This window comes from Brucella sp. NBRC 113783 (assembly GCF_040372265.1).
In the GTDB taxonomy this organism is placed as follows: Bacteria; Pseudomonadota; Alphaproteobacteria; order Rhizobiales; family Rhizobiaceae; genus Brucella; species Brucella teleogrylli.
In genome coordinates, this window is the sequence record NZ_BAABRX010000004.1 from 1 (window position 1) to 24,624 (window position 24,624).

Consider the following 24,624-nt stretch of genomic DNA (forward strand, 5'->3'; position numbering starts at 1 on the left):
CAGGCTACGCCTGACTGCGCTCCCGGGCCATTGAGGTCTGCACTTAATAACGCGGGGTGGAGCAGCCCGGTAGCTCGTCAGGCTCATAACCTGAAGGCCGCAGGTTCAAATCCTGCCCCCGCAACCACTGATAACGACACTCCCGTGAGATCACCTCCGGGAGTGTTTGTTTTTGTAGCCTTTCCAATGGCTTGACGCTCCGTCCAATTGAGGATCGTGCCCAGTTCGCCGTGCAGCGTTGCGTAAATCTCGCCGCGTTCCGGCCCCGGTGTGAGCGAAATCTTCTCGATCAGGCCGCGCAATGTCTCCGCCGCTTCCTGGCGCTCTTCCTTGCGATTGAGCGCCTTGGTCAGGGCGGAGACCTTCTTCGCATAGATCGCCGAGGCGCTCGGCAGAATGTCCGGCGTGTCCTCTGGCGCGTCGGCCAGCAAAGTGTTCAGTTCGGTCTTGCGCGCTTCCAGCGTGTCCATCTCTGCCTTCATGCTCTCGTGGAACATGCCGGCCTTGATTGCCTCGATGATGCCGCGGATCTGCTTCTCGATCTTCACCAATTCTGCTTTCCAGGCATCGCCGCTGGAGCGGCGTTCCCGGTTCAGCCGATTGGTTTCCTCGGCATAGGCGCGCATCGCCTCCTCGACGATCTCAGGCGCCATCATGCGGTCCTTCAGGCCGGAGAGCACGCGGGCTTCCAGACACTCACGCGGGATCGTGCGGCTGTTCGAACAGGCGCCCTTGCTAATGTGGTTCGAGCAGGCGAACCGATCAGCGCCGCGAAGCGAGTAGGGGCCTCCGCAGCAGCCGCAGAACACCAGGCCGGACAGGAGTGACTTCGGCCGACGTGTGCCGTTCAGGCGATTCTTTTTGTGGTGTTTGCGTACGGCTTCGGTGACGTTGGCAAACTTTTCGGCGATCTCGCCCTGTCGGACACGAACTGAATGCCAGAGTTCGTCATCGACAATACGCAGTTCCGGGACATCCTTGATGATCCAGTCCGATTCCGGATTCAGGCGCGAGACGCGCTTTCCGGTCGATGGATCCTTGATGTAACGAAGGCGGTTCCAGATGAGGCGGCCGATATAGAGTTCATTGTTGACCAGCCCCGTACCGCGCTTCACATGGCCACGGATCGTGGTGTCGCTCCAGAGCTTACCAGCCGGACCCGGGACACCTTCCTCGTTCAATGTGCGGGCGATGGTGCGGGGGCCGACGCCGGCGGCGAACTCGCGGAAGATGCGCCGGACAACATTCGCCTCCGCTTCGTTGATTTCCCGGTCGCCGCGAATGGGATCACCGCGCGCATCGAGCTGTTTGACGACATTGTAGCCAAAGCACAAACCGCCACCCGATTTGCCGTCCTCAACGCGGCCACGAATGCCCCGATGGGTTTTGGCGGCAAGGTCTTTCAGGAACAGCGCGTTCATCGTGCCCTTGAGGCCGACATGGAGCTCGCTGATCTCGCCCTCGGACAGCGTGACAATCGGAACGCCTGCGAATTTGAGATGCTTGTAAAAGGTGGCCACATCAGCCTGGTCACGACTGATGCGATCCAGAGCCTCTGCCAGTACGATGTCGAACTGGCCTGCCTGGGCGTCCTGCAGGAGTGCCTGAATGCCGGGGCGCAGGATCATACTCGCGCCGGAGATGCCAGCATCCTTGTAGGTTCCGACGATCTTCCACTTCTCGCGCTTCGCCTGTTCGCGGCAGATACGGAGCTGGTCCTCGATCGACGCTTCGCGCTGATTGTCGGAAGAATATCGGGCATAAAGCGCCACGCGGGTCATATCGGCAGTCCTTTCAGGCTCCGTGTCGGGGGAGGGATCTTAATGACGTTCGGGTTCGGTGGCGGCTTCAGCGGCCTTGCCGCTGCGCTGCGCGGCTGACAGTAGCTCGTCATATTGGGCGGCCGACATCAGTACAAACTCGCGCCGTCCATGTCGCGTGATCTCCACCGGCTCACGGTGAGACTCGTTCAGATACTGTCCGAACTTGCGCTGGAATTCGAGGGAAGTTGTGGTTGGCATCGCAGACTCCACGAGAATAGGTCTGCTTATATAATACGTATTACACGTATAAATGCAAGGAGATTTGCAGTCAGCTTCGCAGGTGGCGTTGAGCTTTGCGCTCCGCTGTCAGTTTACGCTCAAACTGCTCGCGGGCGATCTGGCGACCAATCAGGCGAGCAAGCGGCATCACGGCAGCGTCTTTGCGCGCAGGATCATTCCGGTCCGTTTCCGGTTCGGTCGAGGGCGTAACCTCGATATTGATCCTGTTCCGCTTGACCGCCATCGTCTCCAATATCCCATGCCCGGAAAGGGGCAGGGGCAATGGAACCGCGGAATTTCAGCGTAGGGAAGGTCTCGGGAAACGCTGTGCGGCGAATGGGATGCCTTGGCGTAGAAAAGGGATGGGTCGGTTGGTGGCGATGTACTCCACTATCGCTCTGTTAGTCGGTTCGGGGCATTATTTGTGCTAGTTCATCGGTGGGACTCGTCTTGTAAGCATCGCAAAGATGGAAAAGCTGCAGCCCGACCGACTTCCGCAGCGTCGCTAGCGCATCTCTAAACCGCAACCAACTGGGGTTTCGGCTGTCGCAACGTAGCGTCACTAAGTCGATTTCCTCGACTTGAACGAAGAACGTCAGGATCGTTTTCGTCAATGATTGGAGTACCTGATCCAGTTCGCCACCTCGGGGTAGCCCCCTTCGTAAATCAAGTAACCTGAACCGCAGACGGTCCAGCGATTGGCGAACCCGGTCGGGAAACTCTGCGTCAAACGACTCCCAGAGTGCGCGATGGTCCTCAAATTCTGAGACTATGTCCTTCGCAAGCTGGGGCGCCTGTTGCCGTGTCTGCAGAAGCACGAGGCTTTGCGCATAGCCTTTCGTGCGAACCTCCGCGATCAGCGCCTCATGGTCAAGTTTCCACTGACGGAGAAGTTCGGGCTTGTGAGGCGAAGCATCCTTATCAACGATGTCACCGCATTCCCTACAAAGCCACAAGCCGTTTGAGATGTGCTTGCGCTGTTCAGGAGTTTGGTTCTTATCGTAGCGCGGCCCGTTGCTTGCGGCGGCCCTTATGTGAGCGGCATGACCGGTTCTCAGGCTCTTCTCCTGATCCGAATGTGGCCCCGCAGTCAACTTCAGGCAGTCAGGATTCGAACAGAAGTGCGCAGCTCGTTCTGCAAGTGTTTGTTTGGTTCTGGGTGAGAACTCATCTCGCGCGCCCATAGTCTTCTCCTTCGGCCGCTCCGTGGCAGCTAGTTTTCTTTAGGACTCTCTCCACCGCTCTCCGCAGCGCATCAATGGTGTATCGGGCCAAGTTACCTTGAGCCGACTATTAACGCTCGTTATTGTCGTCTTCGTAGTCGGACCAATCGTCAGCGGGAGCATAGTATTCTGCTGCATCGTAGGTCTGAGTCTTCTTGTATCGATCGCTGAGCCCCACTGCGGCGAGTTTGGAGAGGCCAGCAATCTTGAGGCCGCAGGCTACGCATTCAAAATGCGTCGGGAGATACTCCTGTGTCTCGATGATTTCGTCGTCGTCGAGCTTCTGCGTTGGGGCCGAAACCGGCTCTCCCAGCACAAGTGCGGTCGACGCACATGACGGACAGTCGACTCTATGACCGCTTTGACGGGTGGCCCACACTGACGCCTGCGTTTGCAGCGTCGCGCGCTCGTGTTCTGGCTTGGCGTTCCAGACCTTCTTGTGCGCCTCAACGTCCCCCCTCACGGCTTTCGCACTCTCATCTGCAGCTGCATCGATCAGCTTCCTAGCAACCTCCGCTTCGTCTTCGCCAAGAAGCTCATCGAGTGGGATGCCCATTGACGTCAGAAGGATTTGGCAAGTCTGATAGAATCTTGGTTGCCAGGTCGATCCCCTAATTCCCTCGAATGCGAGTTCGCCAGTATGAAGCTCGGCATTGCGCTTGCCGGTATGCACGACACCGAAGCTCTCATGCTCCTTGGTGAACTCCGGCAGTATCCCTGAAAGGCGTTTGAACACCTCGCTGATTGCGATGGATCTCGGCGAGAACCTCTCTTCGAACGGAGTGAAGCCAAGCGAAAAATAGAGATTCGACCCATTTTTATCGGCTTCTGCAAGCAGCGCGGGGCTTACATTTGCCAGAGCGGCGCGGGCAAGAAATTCTAGAGCGAGGCTCGACCAGAGGGCGTATTCCCATTTATCGCTGTCATATTCATCCATGTTCTGGATGTAGCGCACAGCCTTCGCGTAGAGTGCCTCCGGGTCGAAGGTTGCCGGCGTTGCGCCCGGCTTGATTGTCGTCTTCATTTTAGCCCTCCCAAATATACCCTCTCAATAGAACGATCCTCTCGTCCTGGCGGTATCGGCGAACGGGCATGCAGCATGCGCCAGTTGTCGATTATCAGGGTATCCCCCGGACGAATGAGGGCAATCGACAAAGGGTCACGTTTCGCAAGCCAATCACGAATCTGGGCGTCGGCGGTGTCGCCAACTTTGCTCGCTGGCCGAAGAAATATTTCATCCCATCGTAGGAGGTCGGTGCCATCTGACGTACGTTCGAGCAGGCGAAGAAGCACAAGGGCTCCATGGCGGGGCCGGCGTGGCTTGAAGACTGCGCGTGCGAGAGTGTGTCGAGAAACGGAGTTGACGAGCTCGCGGCCATCGATCAGCAATGTGGGAACGTCATCATATCCAATCAGGCATCGTAGGAGTAAGTAGCGCGGTGGTGTCCGCCAATGGGCAAGATCGGTATGAAACGGAAAACGGCCCAGACCAAAGTTCCCGCTATATGTATTCGGAGCCGATTCTTCGCGAGGAATTAAAGTTTGGACAAGACCGCCTTCCCAAGGCGTGAGTGGATCACCGAGTTCGTTAGCGACTTCGACGATGTCAGCATTAGGGCGATGCTGGGAGATTAGGGCGTAGCCGCTTTCGGTAATTTTTTGTCTCAGATCGAACCCCATCATTTCTCAGTCATTCAAGTTGCCTTCTGGGCTATCGGCAGGGCGCCGACTCGATATCGAGCGACGGCATGATGTAGATTGCCCCGCGATCCATGCTGTCGAGGAAATGCGTCTTGCTTGAAATCGCGGGCCACTCGTACGTTTGATCATGTGAGACAACGGGCTCTGGTTGTGACGATAGTCTCCATGTGCTTCTTGAAGTGGGCTCAGAATTGCTCTCATGTTACGACCGGATCAGGAGGCAGGGCTACGAGATTGTTCTCACCAAACAGCTCTGTGAGCTTTGCCATCGCTGCGGGACTAACGAGTTGCGTGAACAGCAAAGCTAGGCGCACCTTGGGGCGTGAACATGCAACATAGAACAAATTCCGATTGTTCTCGAAGAAATCCTGTTTGTCAGCAGGAGGCGCTGCATCCATCCATTCTAGGGTCTGTACAAAGTTGTATTTGTTCCAGCCACGTCCCACGATCACCATAACATTCTCGAACTCCGCGCCCTTCACGCCGTGCTTCGTAGCAAATGGCGTGTGCCCGTCGATGAAACGATCCAACGCTATCAATTCCGTATAGTGAACCGTCCGTAGCTTTCTAAGCTGTGTAATCCGGCGGGGTTCCCCTTCTACGGGTTCATCTCCGACCTCAGCGAGCTTCGCTTCGCGTTGTTCCACAGCGGCAGGCAGCCGCATGTGCGGCTGGGCGGCGATGAAGTCGATTATCTCGCCAATCGTTCCAGTCTGCCGCAACGCAATGAGGACGTTCATGCCATTGGTCCAGGCGATCTTGTCTTCATGACGACGGATGCGCGGCATGCCCGACCCGAACGCCTCGAACATTTCCCCATACCGGTTGGCCTCGAACGCAGCGCAGGCGGGTTCAAGCTGGTCCGCAAGAAACTTGATGTGAGGATCATCCTTCTTCAACCAAGGATCGTTGAACTGGCCATAGATGCTCCGAATGTTATCGTATCCTTGCTCCCGAGCAAGTATACTGTGGCTGAGCATCAGTATTTTTGTTTTCTCTACCGATAGATCCCAGCCCTCGGCTGCCAGCCGATCCTTCATATGCTGAAAGTAAGCACGAGCTGCCTCGGGACTGGTATCATCTTTCCAGTGGCCGCCTCCCTGTCCGGTTCGTCGCTGCCCCGGCCAGTTGTTTGTATGAAATACACGGGTCTCACCCTGTGCAGCGGGATCGCTAACCATCTGCGGCAAGTCTGGACGCATACGGTTGAGGACCTGCACAATCGGATCAACGGACCGGAAGTTCGCTTGCTTGTCTATAACCTCCAGTGCCTGGTGTTCCACCAGCCCACATCCCTCGCCGTAAATCTTCTGCCAGTGGTCTCCGAAAAGACCGATCAAGGGGCCTTCACCTCGATCAAGAAACCACTCTTTCAACGCATCAACGAAACCGGCATCCGTGTCCTGATATTCGTCGATAAGCAGAATGGGATATCGTGAAGTCAGAACCCGACGAAATTTGGGGCGACTCATCGCCTGAATCATCAGCGACAATACATCTTCATGGCGAAGTGACACCTGATCGTCTGTCACGCCGGGGTAGCCAAGTTCATAATGAATACGACGATGACCGACGCCGCCGGTTTCCGCAAGCCGCTCCTCCCATGTCGGCAACCCGGGAACCAGTTCACGCAGCGTAGGCTGAAAATCCTGAAGGACTGACCAGCAAAAACCGTGCACGGTTTCGGGTCTCACCGCAGGGTGCGCGTTCGTTCTGGCAATGATCTCGTCCTTGGCGACGTTGGTGTAGGTGATGCAGCCGATCTGTTGGCGCTGCCGCAGCAACGCGGAGCCTTGCTTTTCAATCAATCTGCGAAGTGCTCTCTCAAGAGAATAGGTTTTCCCAGCTCCGGCGCCCGCCTCTAGACGAAAGCTGCGTCCTTCATCCAGGCAAGCGAACATGCGTTCCAGAGCAATGCGACCAGCGGCATCTGCGGGGCTTTCTTGTCCCTCAGCCATGTTCGCCTCCCTGGATAGGGGCGATCTCGACCCCGGCAGCTTCGGCGAGGATTTCGACCGCTACGGCCACTGGGGGAGGCACAGGGGCCGGATTACCCTGTGCCAACCATCTCAAACCTTCAGAGATGTAACGGGGAACAATCCACTCGGTGTTTGTGATCGCGTATTGCAGAGCAAAGGCGGACTTTTTTTGTTCCGCAGCGAGTTCATACGCCGCCGTTGCAACATCTTCCTCTCCAAGCGCGAAAAGGCCAGGGTTCGCGATTATGAACGCATCTTCGAAGCTCCGCCCGCACGCTCCACCATCCTGCTCTGGAATCTGGTACGCGATGCGCCTGCCATTTGTAATCTTCTCGTCTGGTGTTTTGATGAGCAAGGCAGCCGGAGATATATCGGCACCATACAATGCCTTTAGACAACCGTTACTCGTGAATTGCCCTTGGGCGACAGGTACGGCCTCGCGCTTGTTGTTTGCATTGGGACGAACCGCATCTATGTCCGTAATAATCAATGTGCGGAGTTCGAGGAACGTCAGCAAATCGAAGAAGCGGTGAGCATAGGCTCCGCCTACTTCCATGACGGTGAGGTATTGACTGCCGAGCTGCGGTGCTCCAGGTGCCGCATTGTCCGTTTTTCGAATCATTGTCGGAAGGAGGAGGCGTTCCGACGTTCCCTCGATCAGGACGGCCTTATCGGCAAAGAACAGATCGCAACGGGTGAGAGTCAGATACTGATGTAGAAACTCCCGATCAGGCTCGGGCGCAGTTCCCATGCCCCGGCGAAGGTCTTTGATGATGGTCCGCCGGACGCCATTTTCGTCCGCTTTCGACAGGAAATAGCGCATGGATTCAAAGCGGGCCTCGTTAGCCATGTGCGGCGAATGCGTCGTAACGACAAACTGGACGGGCCAAGGGTGATTATCGTTCAATTGAGTGACGAAAGCATTCGTGATCTGATCAAGTTGCCGAATGAATACCTCCTGCATCTGGGGATGAAGGTGCGCTTCCGGCTCTTCGATGAATATTAGATGCACTCCAGCCGCCGTCGGTGTTGCCTGATACTCACGAAAGAAGCGCAAGAGTTGCAGCAGCATGAAGACGAGATTACGCACGCCGAGACCATTGTAGGTTTCTGGAAGTGTTATCCCGTTCTTCCCGACATAACGGACCTTGGTGTGATCGCTTAGCAACCTCTCAACGTCAAAGCTCGTCTCAGTGATGAGTCCTGGATCAGCCAGTCCGGGGTAGCCGAACAGTTCGAAGGTGGGCAGCAGCGATGTAAGCTTGACATTGAAGTCGCTGTGCAGATCGCTTTGAATGTCTTCGACAGCGCTTTTCAACTGTTCGGCGGTAGTCCGTTTTTCAGGGTCGGTCGGATCGCTTAGTGCCGACTGAAAAAGTATTTCTACGACTTTTCCGAGAACATCTCGTTCGCGTTTCGTGTCGTCACCCAATCCACGTTGCGCATTGATGAAGCCGCCTTGTATTATAGCAGTGAGCACTTTCGTTTCGAGCGGCTTCCTATTCGTGGGATCGTTGGGATCAATCGCTTCTAAAATCGATATGTAGGTGGCAGAAACCCGCGCTCCCAGAGCACGGAAAAGCGCACTTCTGGCATTCTCTGCATCTTCTTCTGGTGCAGGGAGATCGGCGAAGAGAAATGTAGTTGCGTCGGGTCGAGGGCCAAAAGTCAGGACAAGACGCCCATATGTACAATCTGGATTTAGGTCGATGATGCAGTCGCCCAAAGCTCCAAGGTCCGGCATGTCAACGTCGTACGAAACATCAATTGTTATACGAATGACGGGAAGTGTATCCAGTACGTCTGAAACCTCCGCTCCGGCGCTGAACGCCTCAAATGCGTTCCAGAACTTCTCGTGACAGCCGAGAGAAAAATCTTCGAGACGGAAGGTGAGAGTCTTTTCTGAGAGGAGTCGGCGGAAAAGCTCTGCAATCGATGTTTTGCCGCTATTGTTTCGTCCCACGATCAGCGTGGTTCTATCTTCGAACCCAATCTCGACGTCCTGCAGCAATCGGAAGTTTTCAATCTTCACATTGTGTAGCTTCAATTTTCACGCCCCCAAATATAATGCCATCGTCTAGTCGTTAGTTCTGTAATTATACATCGCGAGATGTCCGATTCGGATCGGCGCAACGAGTATTTTTGCATGGCCCTAACTGCTTATGAAGCCACGATTTTTCATTTCCTTTCTATTTCTCTCAAATATTGCGCGGGCCGCCTGCAGGATCATCACTAAACTACTCTCGTCAGAAGAATATCTGCCCGAGGAGGAACGCCGTTTTCCTTATAATGGATCATGGCATAAGTGATGATCTCCCAATCCTTTCTTTGTTGGACTTGAGCCAAATCGACTTGCCAGATTTCCACTCTGCGGTCTGTGGCGGTATAGTGCCATGTCGTTGGTGGCGTGTGCTTCCGTCCTGGATATAGAAGTATGACGCGGCTGGCGTTGTAGACCGCCCCATAGGACGCGAGTTGGTAAAGATCGGCTTGGCTCACATTTGGCGTAGAGCCGGGCTGTTTGCCGAGATCCTTCCATTTCGTATCAATGACCAGTGGACCTTCAGGCGTGTCAATGACGATGTCGGGGATTAGAGGGTAGGCGCCATGTTGCAACAGGGTGTGCTGTCGACGCTGAATCGACACTGATCCGGGCGGAAGAACCCGTTGCAGCCAGCGGGCAACATACCGTTCAAACAGCATGTTCATCGGAAAGAGCAACGAAATGCCCGTGCCGTGTCCGGAACTCGTGTTTTGCCACTCTGCTTCCATCAGCATGCGCGCAAGCATTTGGGCCTGACGAAACCGCTCATTCATCCGGTTCCAGACGATCCGCTCCCTCAGGGGGGCGGGGCTGGTGGGGATGTCGGCGAAGCGGGCTGTCAGATTAGCGATCCGGCGACGCAGAGGCTCGGAGCGCACAAAGGGGATGATGCGCAACAGGCTGGCCTTGAACAGCCGGTTGAGCGGCGTGTTTTCGGAAAACTCGTCAAACCGGCAATGCAGGCGGGAAGGATCAACCGAACGGCGAACGATCTGCTGCCGCACATCGAGCGCTCCCCGCAGCTTAGGCAAAATATCCTCCTCTGGCACATAGTCGCGCGTCAGACCGGATTTCGCTTGTTCTGCAAGGCGTGTGACAAACAGTTTGATAAAGACTTCGAGAAGGTCGCTCTCCTGTGCGCCCATTTGCGCGATCTGCCCTTCTGAAAGCGGTATGTCGAAGGCGACCGCAATCATCCGCACAAGGGTTGCTCGCAAGGCACCGTCCTCGTCGGTGAGCTTGGGCAGGATTTCCAAACTGATCCCCGGAACGGAAATAATGCCGCAAACCTGCTTGGTTTCCAGCTTCCGAAAGCCGCGCGCCAGTACGCCGTTCTCCGCCACGCCAAGCCTGCGGGCAGCCGTGATAGCGGCAAGATGCAGTTGCTCGGCTTGTCCTTCGCTGATTCCGTCGGGGCCAATGGGCAGAGAGGACCATTCCGGCAGAGAGTAATGGCTTTTCTGCTTGGGCATTATTCCCGTCCCAGAAGAGCCATGTAAGCTGCTTCAGGATATCCGCCTTCTTCCCGAAAAACATCGGAATAGCGATACCGATCCTCAGCAAATCCCTCAGCCCCCTTGGGAACCGGAATAGGGGATCGATTCAGGAAGCCGTCGCCGCCACCCAGAACAATGCGAACCCGTTCAATGTCGTCATGGAAATACTCACGCAGCAGCGGGATGACCTTGAACGCCATGACCCGATCGAGGTCGGCTTTCGTCTTGACGCCCATAAACCAGGCGTGGCCGATCTGGGCATCCTCTCCAAGAAAATAGACAAGGCGCAGATTGAGGTTGTCCAGAATGGCTGCAAGATCGAGCGCACTATCGTCGAGCTCGATGCCTGCGAGTTCTGCGGAATCGGGTGGCAGTTCCTCAAACACGAAACGCCGCCGCAGTGCTGTATCCAGCAGCGAGATGGATCTGTCGGCCGTGTTCATCGTGCCAAGGATGTACAGATTGGCCGGAAGAGAGAATGCGGTCTTGGAATAAGGAAGTGTGACGGTGATCGCCGCAGGCGCTCCCCGTCTCTTGTCTGCCTCCAGAAGCGTGATGAGTTCGCCCAGAACCTTCGAGATGTTGGCGCGATTGATCTCGTCAATGATGAGGACATGGTTGCCGGCCTGCTTCGAAGCCCGCTCTGCCATCACTTTCAGCACACCTGCTTCCGGTTCGAGCGTGAAGCCTGCGCCCGATGCCATCGGCTTGGGTCGCAGTCCCTCGACGAAATCTTCGTAGGTATAGCTTTGGTGGAAGGTGACGAAGCCGATGCGCCCGTCCTTGAACAGTTGCTCATAGGACGCGCGCACTGCACCCAGATCGGACGCCACCTGGCCTAGACATATCTCGACGGCGCGTTGTGCGGTGCTGAACGTCTTGCCCGTACCCGGAGGGCCATAGAAGATCGTATTCAGTTCAAAACCGGATGGAGCTGGGACGACGGCTTCTTCATCCAGTTTATCTGTCGAGTGCGCCTTCTTTTCTTTCGGCTTCTGCCAGACAGGCCTGAAGTCACCCTCGTAGAAATCGACGTGTGAACCATGCTTGGCTTCAAGGCTCTTGCGCAAAGTCAGAAGTGCGTCATCGAGCTTGGCTATGCTCATAGCACCGACATCGGCTGGGGTTGTGGCCCCGAAGCCAGCCAGAATATCCCGTTTATGCTGGCCGGCGCTGATGCGCTCGAAGCTGTCAGGAAAAAGCAGGAAGGGCAGGATATGACGCAATTGTCGATTCTCGCCGTTCACCTGTATCTCGAACCAACTGGCAAATGCGCCGCCGTCTCCGAGCAGGCGTCGACGTTCATCAACAGGCCGGGATTTGAGATCCTGCATGGCGGTAATCAACAGAACGAGCTCGCGCCATTTATTGTTGTTATATCCTTGGCCAGCCCGACCGACACCGTAAAGAACCTGTTCGGTCAGGGCCGCCACGTCTTGCGGCAAATCCTGGCCTGACCAGGACCAAACCTCGCGGACTTTCCGATCCTTGGTCGGGGGAGAGACATCGCGGCGCTGGAAGGCATAAAGTAGCCAGATCAGCTCGGCCATCAGGCAGTGCGCTTCAGCGGTTGCGTCAGACAGCTGGACTTTCAGCTTTTCGAAGAACTTGCCTTCGCCCTCATCGAGGTTCTGCACGTAGGTACGCTGCAACTCCGCAAAGTGTTCACCGGTCCAGAGTGAGCGTCCAGGTGAAAGCAGGGAACCATCGCCGATCAGGCAATCAGTGCGAAGACGATCCATCGTCTCGTAAAGGGGAGAAAGATCAGCATCTGGGTTATAACGGGCCACGAAAATTCCTCGGAAATACTTGGATAACCATTGCAGCATGCAATATTCGTCTTCCGACTGGCGCGAGTCGGGTCAGCCTGCATAAGAAAACAGCAAAGCTCTTTTTGTCCAGTATACAGAGGCATTTGGGGGAAAGCCTTCCCCCTGGCCGGCACTGGCGTTGCCGACGCACCCCCATCAGCGGGGAGACCCCGCAACACCCCCTTCAGAGTGAGAGTGCGGATGGGTTTTCCGTGACGGGTTGAGGGCTGGAAGAGAGGCTTCCGGCGCCCGTCGCGGAGATCATCCCGATGGCCAGACACGATCGCAGCGCCGCCGAAGGCGGCGCGCGCAGCAATCTTTACGACGACATCACCAACAAGATCATCGCCGAGCTGGAGCAAGGTCGGCTCCCTTGGGTCCAGCCATGGGGCGCGTCGCCGGATACCGCCCCGCTCGGCCTGCCGAGAAATGCTTCAACCGGCAGGACCTATTCCGACATCAATATTCTCATCCTCTGGGGCGCTGTCATCCAGCACGGCTTCCCCGGTCAGGCGTGGCTGACTTTCCGTCAGGCCCTTTCGCTTGGCGGCAATGTCAGAAAGGGCGAGCGTGGCACCACCGTTGTCTATGCCGACCGTTTCACTCCCGAGGACGAGAAACGCCGTGCCCACGAGACGGGTGAGGATGCGCATGCCATACCGTTCCTGAAGCGGTTCACGGTCTTCAATGCCGCACAATGCGACGGCCTGCCCGATGACATCACGGCAGTTGCGCCGCCACCGCCGCCGGGCCTGATCGAACCTCTGGTCGAGGCGCTGATCCGGGCCACCGGCATTGACTTCCGTATCGGTGGTAATCGCGCCTTCTATATGCCGTCCCTCGACTATGTGCAGGTGCCGCCTCCGCAAGCCTATTTCGAGCCGATCAACTGGCACCGGACGGCCCTGCACGAGCTGGATCACGCCAGCGGCCATCACAGCCGTCTCAACCGCGATCTGACCGGTTCGTTCGGCTCGAAGAAATACGCTTTCGAGGAGATGATTGCCGAACAGGCCGCAGCTTTCAGTTGCGCCGCGCTCGGGATCGTGCCGACCGTCCGCCATGCCGATTATATCGGGTCGTGGCTGGAGGTCATGCGCGAGGATTCCCGCGCCATTGTCCGCGCGGCCTCGCAGGCCAGCAAGGCGGCGGACTGGCTGCTGTCGCATCTGCCTGCCGAGGGCACCGGGGAGCCGGATGCGAGCGAAACCGACCGGAGGGCTGCGGCATGATCCTCCTGACCGGCGCACAGCGAGACCGCCTGCTGGCGAATGGTCGCCAGCGCGATCAGGATCACATCCCGGTCGTGAAGTTCTTCAATCCCCTCGGTGAAGGCGTCTGGCTCGCTACCGAACTGGATGAGGATGACGGCATCATGTTCGGTCTGGCGGATCTCGGCCATCCCGAACTGGGTTCGTGGAGCCTGAGCGAGATGCAGTCAGTTCGGCTGCCCTTCGGCATGGGCATCGAGCGCGATCTGCTGTTCACCGGGGATTTCCCAATCTCGGTCTGGGCCGAGGCCGCCCGTGAGACCGGCAGCATCCGCGCCGCCGAGCGTTTGCTCTACCGCGTCGGCGCGAGCTTTTCCCGTACATCCGCCGATACAGAAAACCGGAGTGCCTGATTTCCGGGTTTCAGGTTCTGCGGCTGGCGTCGCTCTCTTCAGAGGAAGAGGGCGGCGCTTCGCTTCGTGACGGGCTGATAGCCGGAGAGAGAGGCTCACCGGCGTCCGTCATGGAGTAACTGACATGGCCACTTCCGTTCAGAAGATCACCCTGTCGTCCTCGCGCGACATTCCATTCAACAAGTTGGTGCTCAGCCAGTCCAATGTCCGGCGCGTCAAGGCCGGGATCTCGGTCGAGGAACTGGCCGAGTCCATCGCCCGGCGCGGCCTGATCCAGTCTCTGCATGTCCGCCCGGTCGTGGATGCTGACGGCAAGGAAACCGGCATGTTCGAGGTGCCCGCCGGCGGTCGCCGCTTCCGGGCGCTGGAACTGCTGGTCAAGCAGAAGCGCCTCGCCAAGATCGCGCCGGTCCCCTGCGTCGTGTCGGAGGCCAGCGCCGATGTGCTGATCGACGAGGTTTCGCTCGCCGAGAACATCGAGCGCGCACCGCTGCATCCCCTCGACCAGTTCCGCGCCTTCCAGGCCATGCGCGAAAAGGGCATGACCGAGGAAGCCATCGCCGCCGCCTTCTTCGTGGATGCCAAAGTGGTGAAACAGCGCCTGCGTCTGGTTTCCGTTTCGCCGGCCCTGCTCGACGTCTATGCCGAGGACGGCATGACGCTGGAGCAGCTGATGGCCTTCAGCGTCAGCTCTGACCATGCCCGTCAGGAGCAGGTCTGGGAGGCAATCAAGGATGGCTGGCAGAAAGAACCCTACCACATCCGGCGCCTGCTGACCGAAACCACGGTCCGCGCCGCCGACAAGCGGGCGGTTTTTGTCGGCATTGCAGCCTATGAAGAGGCTGGCGGTTGCGTGCTGCGCGATCTCTTTCAGCAGGACGATGGTGGCTGGTTGCAAGATCCGGTGCTGCTCGACCGGCTCGTGGGCGAAAAGCTGAAAGCCGAGGTCGAAGCCATCGCTGCCGAGGGCTGGAAGTGGATCGAGGTCGCCATCACCTTTCCCTACGGTCACGATCATGGCCTTCGCCAGATTGTCGGCACCACGGTCGATCTGACCGAAGAGGAACGCGCCACCCGCGAAGCATTGCGCGACGAATATGACCGGCTTGAAGCCGAATATGGCGAGGCTGACGAACTGCCTGACGAGATCGACGCCCGCCTCGGTGAGATCGAACAGGCGCTGGAAACCTTCGATCGCCGTCCGATGACCTTCGAGCCGGATCAGATCGGCATGGCGGGTGTCTTCGTCAGCATCGACGCCGATGGCGAATTGCTGATCGAACGGGGCTATGTTCGCGCCGAGGATGAAACACCTGCGGAACCGGAGGCTGAGATCATTGACCCGGAAACCGGCGAGGTGATCCAGCGCGCCGAACCGGAGGTGAGCCGCATGCATGCGGTTATCACGTTGGGCGGCCAGGCGGTCGAAACAGAGGAGGAAGACGAGGCCGACACCATCAAGCCGCTGCCCGATCGCCTTGTCAGCGAACTGACTGCGCATCGCACGCTGGCGCTGCGGGATGCAGTCGCAGTGAACCCGCATGTCGCCATGACGGCACTGCTCCACCGCCTGGTCATGGATTGCTTCATGCCGCATTCTAGTCGCGGTTGCCTGGAAGCACAGGTCCGGGAGGTCCATCTGCCCGCACAGGCTGAAGATCTGCGCGATAGCGCGTCGGCCAAGGCCATTGCAGACCGGCACGAACGCTGGGGCGATCATGTCCCGGCAGACGATGCTGCCCTCTGGGATTGGCTGGCCGATCTGGACGATGGTTCGCGCATGGATCTGCTCGCCCATTGCGTCAGCTTCGGTGTCAACGCGCTCTATGAAAAACCCAACCCTTACAGCGGCTCGGGCGTCAGCCAGCATGGGCTGGACGTCCGCCTGTCGCAGGCTGACCGGCTGGCCCGTTCAACTGGCCTCGACATGGTGGCCGTGGGCTGGCGGCCGACGGTTGGCAATTATCTCGGCCGCGTGACCAAACCGCGTATCTTGGAAGCCGTGCGCGAAGGGGCCGGAGATCGGGCTGCCGATCTGATCGGACACCTCAAGAAGGGCGACATGGCCAAGGAGGCCGAACGCCTGCTGGCCGAGACCGGCTGGCTGCCCGAGCCGCTGCGCATGGTGGACGATGGTATCGAAGTCGATCCGGCATCGGGCGCTGCGGCGGAAGCCGACGATCTGCCCGATTTCCTCACCGGCGATGGCGAGGACGATCCGGCTGACGACGAGGAAGATCAGCATATGGTCGCTGCTGAATAGCACTCATGCGGGGCGGCTTCGGTCGCCCCGTTTATCACCCTCCGTTTCCGCAACTCGCCCGGTCCTCGTGATCGGGCTTTTCTTTGGAGAGCCGCCATGCCTGCCATGATCGACGTTGACGAAATCTTCGCCCAGGACCGTGAGAATCCTCCGGCTGAGCGCACGTTGCCCTGGGAGGAAAGCCGCGATGGCATCACCGTCGTCGTGGAACCGAAACCGCATTGGGCCGAAGATATGCGGGTGTTCCGTCTCGATGCCCGCGAGCATTGCCGCTACGCCGAATGGACTACCCATGGCGGCCGAGCGCGCTTCTATGGTCATATCGACACATCGGGCGACGATCTGATGATGAAAGCACGCGCGATGATCGTCCGCGAAATTGCCGATGGGCTTTGGGGCTGAAGACCCGATCGCAGGGTGCCGGGCCGTGAGGATGAGAGGTGTTCACCTCCCACAGTTCCAGCTCCAGCTTCACCATAACCCAGGTCATCCCTGCACATGGGCAAGCGGCAAACATCTCCGGCCTGAAGGGAACACGATCCTGATGCCAGCATGGTGGCAAGGCTGGCGTAGCAGAGCATCTGCGACGGGTATCCGGCATCCTGTCAGATGCGAAGCACCACCCCCGCTTCCATTCGCAAACCTTGGTCCGATCCGTCTCTTTGACATTCAACCCCAAAGGGGTCGGCTTACGCGCGCGTGCCGCCCTCGGGGATTCGGAAAAAGTCCGAACGCCCTCGGGTGATTGCAGATCCGGTCAGACACTTCGGGCGCCTGTCGCGCGGGGGATGGTCCCCCGCCTCCAAAGACAGGAGCCGGAACCCATGTCCTATGCAGATGCCACCGCCTTCGCCGCCAGCCTCGCCGCCACGCTGATGGTCTCGATCGTCGTGTTCCAGGCCGGAGACGGCACCCACGCCGCTTGCCCCGCCGCCGAGTTCGACGGCGACGACGACATGGTGAAGCTGGAGCTGGACCCGTGGGAGTAAGGCGCGAAAGCGCCTCATCCCCGACGGCCCGAGCGCGGAAAACCGCGTTTCGGGCCTTCATTGCCTTACGATGGTCCCCCATCGTTGGCAGCGGAACCGGGGACAAACCCCGGTCAGAGAGGAAGAGTGCGGGCCGTTCGGCCGTGACGGGTTGAGGGTCGGAGAGAGAGGCTTTCCGGCGCCCGTCATGGAGTAATCCCGATGGCCTTTGCCCGTTCCGAAACCTTCCGCTCCATCGGCCAGATTCTGGCTGCCGATGTTCTGCCCGCGCTTTATCGGTCGCAGAAGCTGCCGCTGTGCATCTCCTGCCTGGGCGTGGCCAGTTATGACGCCAGTGACGTGGCGAACAGCTTTGACCGCGTGATCCCGCTTGGGGAATGCCCGTCACCGGAAGAAGCCATCCAGTCCGCAGCCTTGCGCCTGTCGCGCGATGATATTTGCACGGGGCCGGACAGCTTCCCATATTTTCAGCCGCGCATCATGCTCATTCAGGACCGCGGTCAGCGCCTGGTCCTCGCTGGCGAAATCCGCGCCGGCATTATCCTCTGGCAACAGCCGGTCGCTTCCGATGCCGCGGCACGCAGGATCGTGACAGAGGCAAGCCGCCTGCGCGGCATGGCGTTTCGGACATCAGATTCCGGTGATGCGAGACAGCTGCGTTACCGCGCCGCTGCGCTGGAGGCCCGTCTGGTCGATCCCTTCTGGCGCGAAACCTCGGCCGATCTGCTCCGCCTGCCGCAGGCTGCCTGAGCTTCACCCATTTCCCTCCCCTTCGGCCCAGCCATACGCCGGGCCATGTCATGTCTGGAGACCGCCATGGCCGATTATTACACGCACTTTTCCTGCCTGCTTGACGTGGGCACCCCCGAAAACGCCGCCCGCGCGCTCGATCTCTACAACGCTCTGGCGGATGACAATGGCGCTGAGGATCCGCCCTCAGATGGCTTCCTGCTCTCCATCCAGCCAGAGCATGGCGGCACGCAGCTCTGGATGCGCGATGACATCACCGGCGATCCCGAGCATGTCGTCCAGTTTGTCAAACGCTGCGCAGCCGAATTTGGCCTCAGCGGATTATGGGGTTTCCAGTACGCAAACAGCTGCTCGAAACCGCGCATCGACGGATTTGGTGGCGGCGCGCATGTCCTCGATCTTGCCACCGGTGAAACGGTGGACTGGATCTACACCGATGGTTGGCTTTCCTCGGTTCTGGAAGGGAGAGATCCCTATGCCTGAGATCATCCAAACCACAGTTTATCGCCTGGGCGAATTGTCCGATGCGGCGAAGGACAAGGCCCGCGCCTGGTATCGTGAGGGCGGCTTCGACTATGACTGGTACGATGCCGTCTATGAAGATTTCCAGCGCATCGCGGAAATCCTCGGGCTGAACCTCAACACCCGCACCGTCCGGTTGATGGGCGGCGGTACACGGCAGGACCCCTGCATCTGGTTCCGGGGCTTCTGCTCGCAGGGCGACGGTGCGTGCTTCGAGACCTTCTATTCCTACCGGAAGCATGCGCCGCGCCTGATCCGGGAATACGCCCCGCAGGACACCGAACTGCACCGCATCGCCGACGCCCTTCAGGCGGTCCAGCGCCGCAACTTCTATCAGCTTCGTGCCGATGCCAGCCATCGCGGCCATTATTATCACGAATACTGCATGTCGATCTCGGTCGAGCGAAACAGCCCGATCTGGCAGGACATGACCGCCGATGCCGAGGAGACGATCATCGAGGCGCTGCGCGATTTGGCCCGCTGGCTCTACCGCCAGCTTGAACGCGAATATGATTTTCTGTCCTCGGACGAAGTGGTCGATGAAACGATCGCCGCCAATGAATACACCTTCACCGAAGCCGGTCGCCGCTTCGGATGATCCTGAGAAGACACTGACAAGCGCCCCGCCGTCCGGTCGAGGCGCTTTTTTCATGCTGCGGTTTGAGAGACAGAGGCTGGCCGGAAGGGGTCAGGTCCGGGCGGTCGAGAGAGCGCTGTCCGGGCTTGTCCTTCCCGCTCTCCTGAGGTTCCCGACATGAACATGGTTTTCCCCGTGACCGATCCGGTCACGCCGCTGGCGGCTGCGCCCGCAATTCTGGCTGCGGCCAATCTTCTGCTCCCCCATCTCGAACGCGGTGAGCGCGTCGATGCCGCCACCTTGCGCGGGGCGATGGAAACGGCCTTCGGTGCGTCCGACGCTACCGGCGTCTGGGATTGGAAGCTGGCCTATGAGGCGTGCGAAGTCGCCACCGTCCTTTTCCTGCGCAAATACGGAAAAGCGCTTTTCCGTAAAGCCGCTTCTCCGGCTGCACGGCTTTCCGTGCTGGCAAAGATCGTGGGGCTGTTACCCACACAGACCCGGCGTTCCGAGGAAAGCCAGAACTTCCAGCAGTTTTCGACGCCGATCCCCCTCGGCCTTGCCGCTCTGACAGCCGCCGCGATCACACCTGATGACAGGGTGCTGGAACCGTCCGCTGGCACCGGCCTTCTGGCGATCCTGGCGCAGACCATCGGCGGCTCGCTGATCCTCAACGAGCTGGCCGATACCCGCGCTGAACTGCTTGCCGAGCTCTTTCCGGCCTTTGCCGTCAACCGGTTCGACGCCGCCCAGATCGACGATCATCTGGCCCCGCATGCCGTACCGTCCGTGGTGCTGATGAACCCGCCATTTTCGGTCATGGCCAATGTCAGCGGGCGCGCCGCTGATGCGGCCTACCGCCATGTTGCCTCGGCACTGGCCCGCCTTGCTCCCCGCGGCCGGTTGGTGACGATCACCGGCGCAGGCTTTGGCCCCGAGGCTCCGGCATGGCGTGATGCCTTCATCCGCTTGCAGGCGCGTGGTCGTGTGGTGTTCACCGCCGCCGTCGATGGCGCGGTCTACGCAAAGCACGGCACCACGATCGACACGCGGCTGACCGTGATCGACAAACTGCCCGCCGTCGATCCGGCCAGTTTCCCGGCCTCACCGGGTATCGCGCCCGATGTTGCCACGCTGATCGGATGGATCGAGGCGCATGTCCCGCAGCGTTCGCCGGTATTATTGCCGAAGATCGCGGTGCCCGCTTCAACCGCCGCGCCGAAGACCGTGCGCGGCTATCTGGCCCGCGCGACAGCATCGCGGCCTGCCGCTGCTCCGGCCAACGATCCCGAGGGCGTCGAACTCGTCTATGAGACCGTGGACTGGACGCCACCGGAAGGTGCTCGCCTGTCCGATGCCATCTATGAGGAATATGCACTGCAATCGCTGCGCATTGCTGGCGCGCAGCCGCATCCGACCAAACTGGTGCAATCCGCCGCCATGGCCTCGGTCGCACCGCCGAAACCCTCCTACCGGCCCATGCTGCCCGCTGACATCTTAGCGCGTCTGTCGGACGCCCAGCTTGAAACGGTGATCTATGCCGGTGAAGCTCATGCCGATCATCTCGCCGGCGCATGGACCGTGGACGAGCATTTCGACAATGTGAGCGCCGCGCCCGAAGATGCTGCGGGATCGATCCGCTTTCGGCGGGGCTTCATGCTCGGTGATGGAACCGGCGCTGGCAAAGGCCGCCAGTCCGCGGCCATCATTCTCGACAACTGGCTGCGCGGTCGGCGCAAGGCGATCTGGATCTCCAAATCCGACAAGCTGATCGAGGACGCGCAGCGCGACTGGTCGGCGCTCGGCATGGAACGACTGCTTGTCACGCCTCTGTCACGCTTCCCTCAAGGTGCAAAGATCACGCTGTCGGAAGGCATCCTTTTTACCACCTATGCCACGCTACGTTCCGACGATCGGGGCGAGAAGGTTTCCCGCGTCAAACAGATCGTCGAATGGTTGGGGTCCGATTTCGATGGAGCCATTATCTTCGACGAGAGCCATTCCATGCAGAATGCCGGTGGCGGAAAAGGCGAACGCGGTGATGTCGCCGCTTCTCAGCAGGGACGTGCAGGCCTGCGGCTCCAGCACGCGCTGCCCGACGCCCGCGTGGTTTACGTCTCGGCGACCGGCGCCACTACCGTCCACAATCTCGCCTATGCGCAGCGCCTTGGCCTCTGGGGTGGTGAGGATTTTCCGTTCCAGACCCGCGCCGAGTTCGTCGAGGCGATCGAGGCCGGTGGAGTTGCGGCCATGGAAGTGTTGGCACGCGACCTGCGGTCTCTCGGCCTCTATACCGCGCGCTCGCTGTCCTATGATGGCGTCGAATATGAACTGATCGAGCATCAGCTCACGGATGAACAACGGCATATCTACGATTCATATGCTGCCGCCTTCGCGGTGATTCATGGGAACCTGGACGCGGCCATGGAGGCCGCCAACATCACCGGCAGCGAGGGAACGCTGAACCGGCAGGCGAAGTCCGCCGCCCGCTCGGCCTTTGAAAGCACCAAGCAGCGCTTCTTCGGCCATCTGCTGACCTCCATGAAAACCCCGACCCTGATCCGGTCCATCGAGGCCGATCTGGAAGCGAGCCACGCGGCCGTCATCCAGATCGTCTCGACTGGCGAAGCCCTGATGGAACGGCGGCTGTCCGAGATCCCGACCGAGGAGTGGAATGATATTTCCGTCGATGTGACGCCCAGGGAGTATGTCGGCTCGTATTTGCAGCATTCCTTCCCGGTGCAGCTCTATGAACCCTTCACCGACGGCGAGGGAAACCTCTCGTCACGCCCCGTCTTCCGCGACGGTCAGCCGGTGGAATGCCGCGAAGCCGTAGCTCGGCGCGACGAGATGCTGGAGCAGCTGGGTTCGCTTCCACCTGTCCCGGGTGCGCTCGACCAGATCGTGCAGCGCTTCGGCACGGATATGGTGGCGGAGGTTACAGGCCGGTCGCGGCGGATCGTGCGCAAGGGCAACGGGGCATCGGTCCGCCTTGCGGTCGAGAACCGAGCGCCTTCCGCCAACCTTGCCGAGACTTCGGCCTTCATGGATGACCAGAAGCGTATCCTGATCTTCTCGGATGCCGGTGGCACGGGACGCAGCTATCACGCCGAACTCTCGGCGAAAAACCAGCGACTGCGCGTGCATTACCTGCTGGAGCCGGGCTGGAAGGCTGATGCCGCCATTCAGGGGCTGGGCCGCACCAACCGGACCAATCAGGCGCAGCCACCGCTGTTCCGGCCAATCGCCACGGACGTCAAAGCCGAGAAGCGCTTCCTCTCAACCATCGCCCGCCGCCTCGACACGCTGGGCGCGATCACCCGCGGCCAGCGCCAGACCGGCGGTCAGGGCCTGTTCCGTCCCGAGGACAATCTGGAATCCGCCTATGCCCGCGATGCGTTGCGCCAGCTCTATCTGCTGATCGTGCGCGGCAAGGTCGAGGGATGTTCGCTCGAACGGTTTGAATCCGCCACCGGCCTGAAGCTGATGGACAGCAACGGTGTGAAGGACGACCTGCCGCCGATCACGACCTTCCTCAACCGCCTGCTGGCGCTGACCATCGAGTTGCAGGGCATCCTGTTCTCGGCCTTCGAGCAGCTTCTGCAGGCGCGTATCGACGGGGCGATTGCATCCGGCACCTATGACATGGGGCTGGAAACGCTGAAGGCCGAAAGCTTCATCGTCACAGACCGGCAGGTGATCCACACCCATCCGGGCACCGGCGCGGAAACCCGGCTCCTGACGCTCACCGAGCGCAAATGCAATCGGCCGGTCACGCTCGATGCCGCCTTGGCGGAACTGGATGATCCCCGCGCAAGATTGCTCATCAACGAGCGATCCGGTCGTGCCGCGGTGCAGATCCCGACCACCAGCGTCATGCTGGATGATGGCGAGATAGAACGGCGCGTGCGGTTGATCCGGCCCATGGAGGCGATGAACATTCCGGTGCGGACGATGGGTGAGACCCATTGGCTTGAGGCCGACCGTGCCGCCTTCACCGTGGCCTGGAAGGCGGAACTGGCCGAGGTGCCCGCGTTCACCGACAGCATCCTGCATATGGTGACGGGGTTGCTGCTGCCAATCTGGAAGCGTCTGCCGCAGGACTCCTCCCGCGTCTATCGGCTCCAGACCGACGAGGGCGAACGCATCATCGGTCGCCGTGTGTCGCCGGCCTGGGCGGCGAATGCCTCGACCAGTGGCGTTACCAGCAGCCTGACACCGGATGCCGCCTATGCCGCGCTGATCGAAGGCCGCACGATCCTGGATCTCGCCGAGGGGCTGCAACTGCGCCGCGTCCGTGTCATGGGCGCCAACCGGATCGAGCTGACCGGCTTTACTGACGCGATGCGCGACCGGCTGCGGGCCTATGGCCTCTTCAGCGAGATCATCTCGTGGAATCTGCGCTTCTTCGTGCCCATCGCTGCAACGGGACCGGAGATCATCGGCAAATTGCTTGACCGCTTCCCGGCCCTGCGCATCGGTGAGCGGGAGGCCGCATAATGGCGCGTCTCAACGCTTCCGAACTGGCGCAGCGTCTCGGCCGACAGGCCGAGGCGGTGTGCCGTCACTATCTGTCGAATGGTCGCAAACAGGGCAATTACTGGCAGGTTGGTGATGTCCGAAACACCGCTGGTCGCTCCATGTTCGTCCGGCTGCATGACAGCGTGAAAGGCATTGCCGGTAAATGGCAGGACTCGGCGACGGGTGAGTATGGCGATCTGCTGGACGTGATCCGGCACTCGCTCGGTCTGCTCGACTTCGCAGACGTTGCCGAAGAAGCCCGGCGCTTCCTCAACCTGCCGCATCCTGAACCGCAGCCGCCAGCCCGTCAGTCCCGAACGCCAGCACCATCGGGATCATCCGAGGCCGCACGTCGCCTCTGGCGCATGACGCAGCCGCTGATCGGCAGTACCGCAGAAGCGTATTTACGCGGACGCGGCATTATGGATTTACGCCGGACCGCAAATCTGCGCTTTCACCCCGACTGTTACTGGCGGCCTGAGGACGATGGGCCGACGCAAGTCTGGCCCGCCATGATCGCCGCCGTCACCGACCTTGATGGCAGGATTACCGGCGCACACCGCACATGGCTGGCCCCGGACGGTTCCGGCAAGGCGCCTGTCGATCCGCCGAGGAAGGCAATGGGCGACCTGCTCGGACATGCGGTTCGTTTCGGGTGCGTGAGGGACGTCATGGCAGCGGGGGAAGGCATCGAAACCATCCTGTCGCTGCGCCAGGCTCTGCGCAACATGCCGATGGTTTCCGCACTCTCGGCCGGACACCTCGCGGCCATCCTGTTCCCACCGCACCTGCGCAGGCTCTATATCGTCCGTGATAACGATCCGGCAGGTGATAGCGCCCGCGATAGCCTGGTGGACCGGGCGCACGAGGCCGGAATCGAGGCTATCACGCTCTCGCCCATGATGGGGGACTTCAACGAAGATCTCGCAACTTACGGGCTGAATGCCGTTCGGGCAAAGATCCGGGTGCAAATCGCTCCCGAGGACGTCAGCCGCTTCATGGCTTCAAGTGCATAGCCGGTACGGGGCCGTGATCGGGGCGTACCGATCCTGTCATGCGCACAGGCTGCATCCTGTCATCAG

At 59.7% G+C, this 24,624-nt stretch carries 20 protein-coding genes and 1 tRNA gene; 11 read left to right on the forward strand and 10 right to left on the reverse strand.

Annotated elements, in window-relative coordinates:
* Positions 1 to 50 precede the first annotated feature (50 nt).
* Positions 51 to 127, forward strand: a tRNA-Met gene (locus ABWW11_RS14215).
* Here ABWW11_RS14215 and ABWW11_RS14220 read toward each other — a convergent pair.
* From ABWW11_RS14220 to ABWW11_RS14265, 10 genes are all read right to left on the reverse strand, one after another.
* On the reverse strand, positions 84 to 1,781 hold the full coding sequence (locus tag ABWW11_RS14220; RefSeq protein WP_353410860.1) for a recombinase family protein: 1,698 nt from the start codon (positions 1,779 to 1,781) through the stop codon (positions 84 to 86). The genes ABWW11_RS14215 and ABWW11_RS14220 overlap by 44 nt on opposite strands.
* A 39-nt stretch (positions 1,782 to 1,820) precedes the next feature.
* Positions 1,821 to 2,021: a type II toxin-antitoxin system prevent-host-death family antitoxin gene (locus tag ABWW11_RS14225; protein WP_014538221.1), complete on the reverse strand. Its 201-nt coding sequence runs from the start codon at positions 2,019 to 2,021 to the stop codon at positions 1,821 to 1,823.
* 70 nt (positions 2,022 to 2,091) lie between these two features.
* Positions 2,092 to 2,286, reverse strand: a complete 195-nt coding sequence (locus ABWW11_RS14230; RefSeq protein ID WP_044008229.1) for a hypothetical protein — start codon at positions 2,284 to 2,286, stop codon at positions 2,092 to 2,094.
* Between the two features lie 157 nt (positions 2,287 to 2,443).
* The gene (locus ABWW11_RS14235; protein ID WP_013368613.1) at positions 2,444 to 3,226 is read right to left on the reverse strand and encodes a DUF6650 family protein; all 783 of its coding nucleotides are present in this window, start codon (positions 3,224 to 3,226) and stop codon (positions 2,444 to 2,446) included.
* A gap of 109 nt (positions 3,227 to 3,335) precedes the next feature.
* Positions 3,336 to 4,289: a hypothetical protein gene (locus ABWW11_RS14240; RefSeq protein WP_013368614.1), complete on the reverse strand. Its 954-nt coding sequence runs from the start codon at positions 4,287 to 4,289 to the stop codon at positions 3,336 to 3,338.
* The gene (locus ABWW11_RS14245; RefSeq protein ID WP_319080667.1) at positions 4,286 to 4,948 is read right to left on the reverse strand and encodes a TauD/TfdA family dioxygenase; all 663 of its coding nucleotides are present in this window, start codon (positions 4,946 to 4,948) and stop codon (positions 4,286 to 4,288) included. The genes ABWW11_RS14240 and ABWW11_RS14245 overlap by 4 nt, the downstream gene beginning before the upstream one ends.
* Before the next feature lie 215 nt (positions 4,949 to 5,163).
* Entirely contained in the window at positions 5,164 to 6,924 is a 1,761-nt protein-coding gene (locus tag ABWW11_RS14250) for a UvrD-helicase domain-containing protein (RefSeq protein ID WP_319080666.1), read from the reverse strand.
* Complete coding sequence (locus ABWW11_RS14255) at positions 6,917 to 8,992, reverse strand: ATP-dependent nuclease (RefSeq protein WP_122066915.1); 2,076 nt, start codon at positions 8,990 to 8,992, stop codon at positions 6,917 to 6,919. The genes ABWW11_RS14250 and ABWW11_RS14255 overlap by 8 nt, the downstream gene beginning before the upstream one ends.
* A 185-nt stretch (positions 8,993 to 9,177) precedes the next feature.
* Positions 9,178 to 10,461 carry an McrC family protein gene (locus tag ABWW11_RS14260; RefSeq protein WP_319080665.1) on the reverse strand — a complete coding sequence of 428 codons (1,284 nt, stop codon included), beginning with the start codon at positions 10,459 to 10,461 and terminating at the stop codon, positions 9,178 to 9,180.
* Positions 10,461 to 12,275 (reverse strand): McrB family protein, encoded by a 1,815-nt coding sequence (locus ABWW11_RS14265; protein ID WP_319080664.1) that lies wholly within the window; start codon positions 12,273 to 12,275, stop codon positions 10,461 to 10,463. The genes ABWW11_RS14260 and ABWW11_RS14265 overlap by 1 nt, the downstream gene beginning before the upstream one ends.
* A gap of 290 nt (positions 12,276 to 12,565) precedes the next feature.
* Here ABWW11_RS14265 and ABWW11_RS14270 point away from each other — a divergent pair, with 290 nt between their 5' ends.
* From ABWW11_RS14270 to ABWW11_RS14315, 10 genes are all read left to right on the forward strand, one after another.
* A complete protein-coding gene (locus ABWW11_RS14270) occupies positions 12,566 to 13,528 on the forward strand; it encodes an ArdC family protein (RefSeq protein ID WP_319080663.1) in 963 nt (320 codons plus the stop codon).
* The gene (locus tag ABWW11_RS14275; protein ID WP_319080662.1) at positions 13,525 to 13,920 is read left to right on the forward strand and encodes a DUF2958 domain-containing protein; all 396 of its coding nucleotides are present in this window, start codon (positions 13,525 to 13,527) and stop codon (positions 13,918 to 13,920) included. The genes ABWW11_RS14270 and ABWW11_RS14275 overlap by 4 nt, the downstream gene beginning before the upstream one ends.
* Positions 13,921 to 14,044: 124 nt before the next feature.
* Positions 14,045 to 16,183 carry a ParB/RepB/Spo0J family partition protein gene (locus ABWW11_RS14280; protein ID WP_319080661.1) on the forward strand — a complete coding sequence of 713 codons (2,139 nt, stop codon included), beginning with the start codon at positions 14,045 to 14,047 and terminating at the stop codon, positions 16,181 to 16,183.
* A gap of 96 nt (positions 16,184 to 16,279) precedes the next feature.
* The gene (locus ABWW11_RS14285) at positions 16,280 to 16,585 is read left to right on the forward strand and encodes a hypothetical protein (RefSeq protein WP_075657501.1); all 306 of its coding nucleotides are present in this window, start codon (positions 16,280 to 16,282) and stop codon (positions 16,583 to 16,585) included.
* 422 nt (positions 16,586 to 17,007) lie between these two features.
* Positions 17,008 to 17,172, forward strand: a complete 165-nt coding sequence (locus tag ABWW11_RS14290; protein ID WP_009450567.1) for a hypothetical protein — start codon at positions 17,008 to 17,010, stop codon at positions 17,170 to 17,172.
* 201 nt (positions 17,173 to 17,373) lie between these two features.
* On the forward strand, positions 17,374 to 17,922 hold the full coding sequence (locus tag ABWW11_RS14295) for a hypothetical protein (protein ID WP_319080660.1): 549 nt from the start codon (positions 17,374 to 17,376) through the stop codon (positions 17,920 to 17,922).
* A gap of 66 nt (positions 17,923 to 17,988) precedes the next feature.
* Entirely contained in the window at positions 17,989 to 18,405 is a 417-nt protein-coding gene (locus ABWW11_RS14300) for a hypothetical protein (protein ID WP_319080659.1), read from the forward strand.
* Positions 18,398 to 19,042 carry a DUF8835 domain-containing pootine gene (locus ABWW11_RS14305; protein WP_319080658.1) on the forward strand — a complete coding sequence of 215 codons (645 nt, stop codon included), beginning with the start codon at positions 18,398 to 18,400 and terminating at the stop codon, positions 19,040 to 19,042. Before ABWW11_RS14300 ends, ABWW11_RS14305 begins: the two co-directional genes overlap by 8 nt.
* Before the next feature lie 156 nt (positions 19,043 to 19,198).
* A complete protein-coding gene (locus ABWW11_RS14310; RefSeq protein ID WP_319080657.1) occupies positions 19,199 to 23,521 on the forward strand; it encodes a strawberry notch-like NTP hydrolase domain-containing protein in 4,323 nt (1,440 codons plus the stop codon).
* Entirely contained in the window at positions 23,521 to 24,558 is a 1,038-nt protein-coding gene (locus ABWW11_RS14315) for a DUF7146 domain-containing protein (protein WP_075657506.1), read from the forward strand. Before ABWW11_RS14310 ends, ABWW11_RS14315 begins: the two co-directional genes overlap by 1 nt.
* Positions 24,559 to 24,624 lie beyond the last annotated feature (66 nt).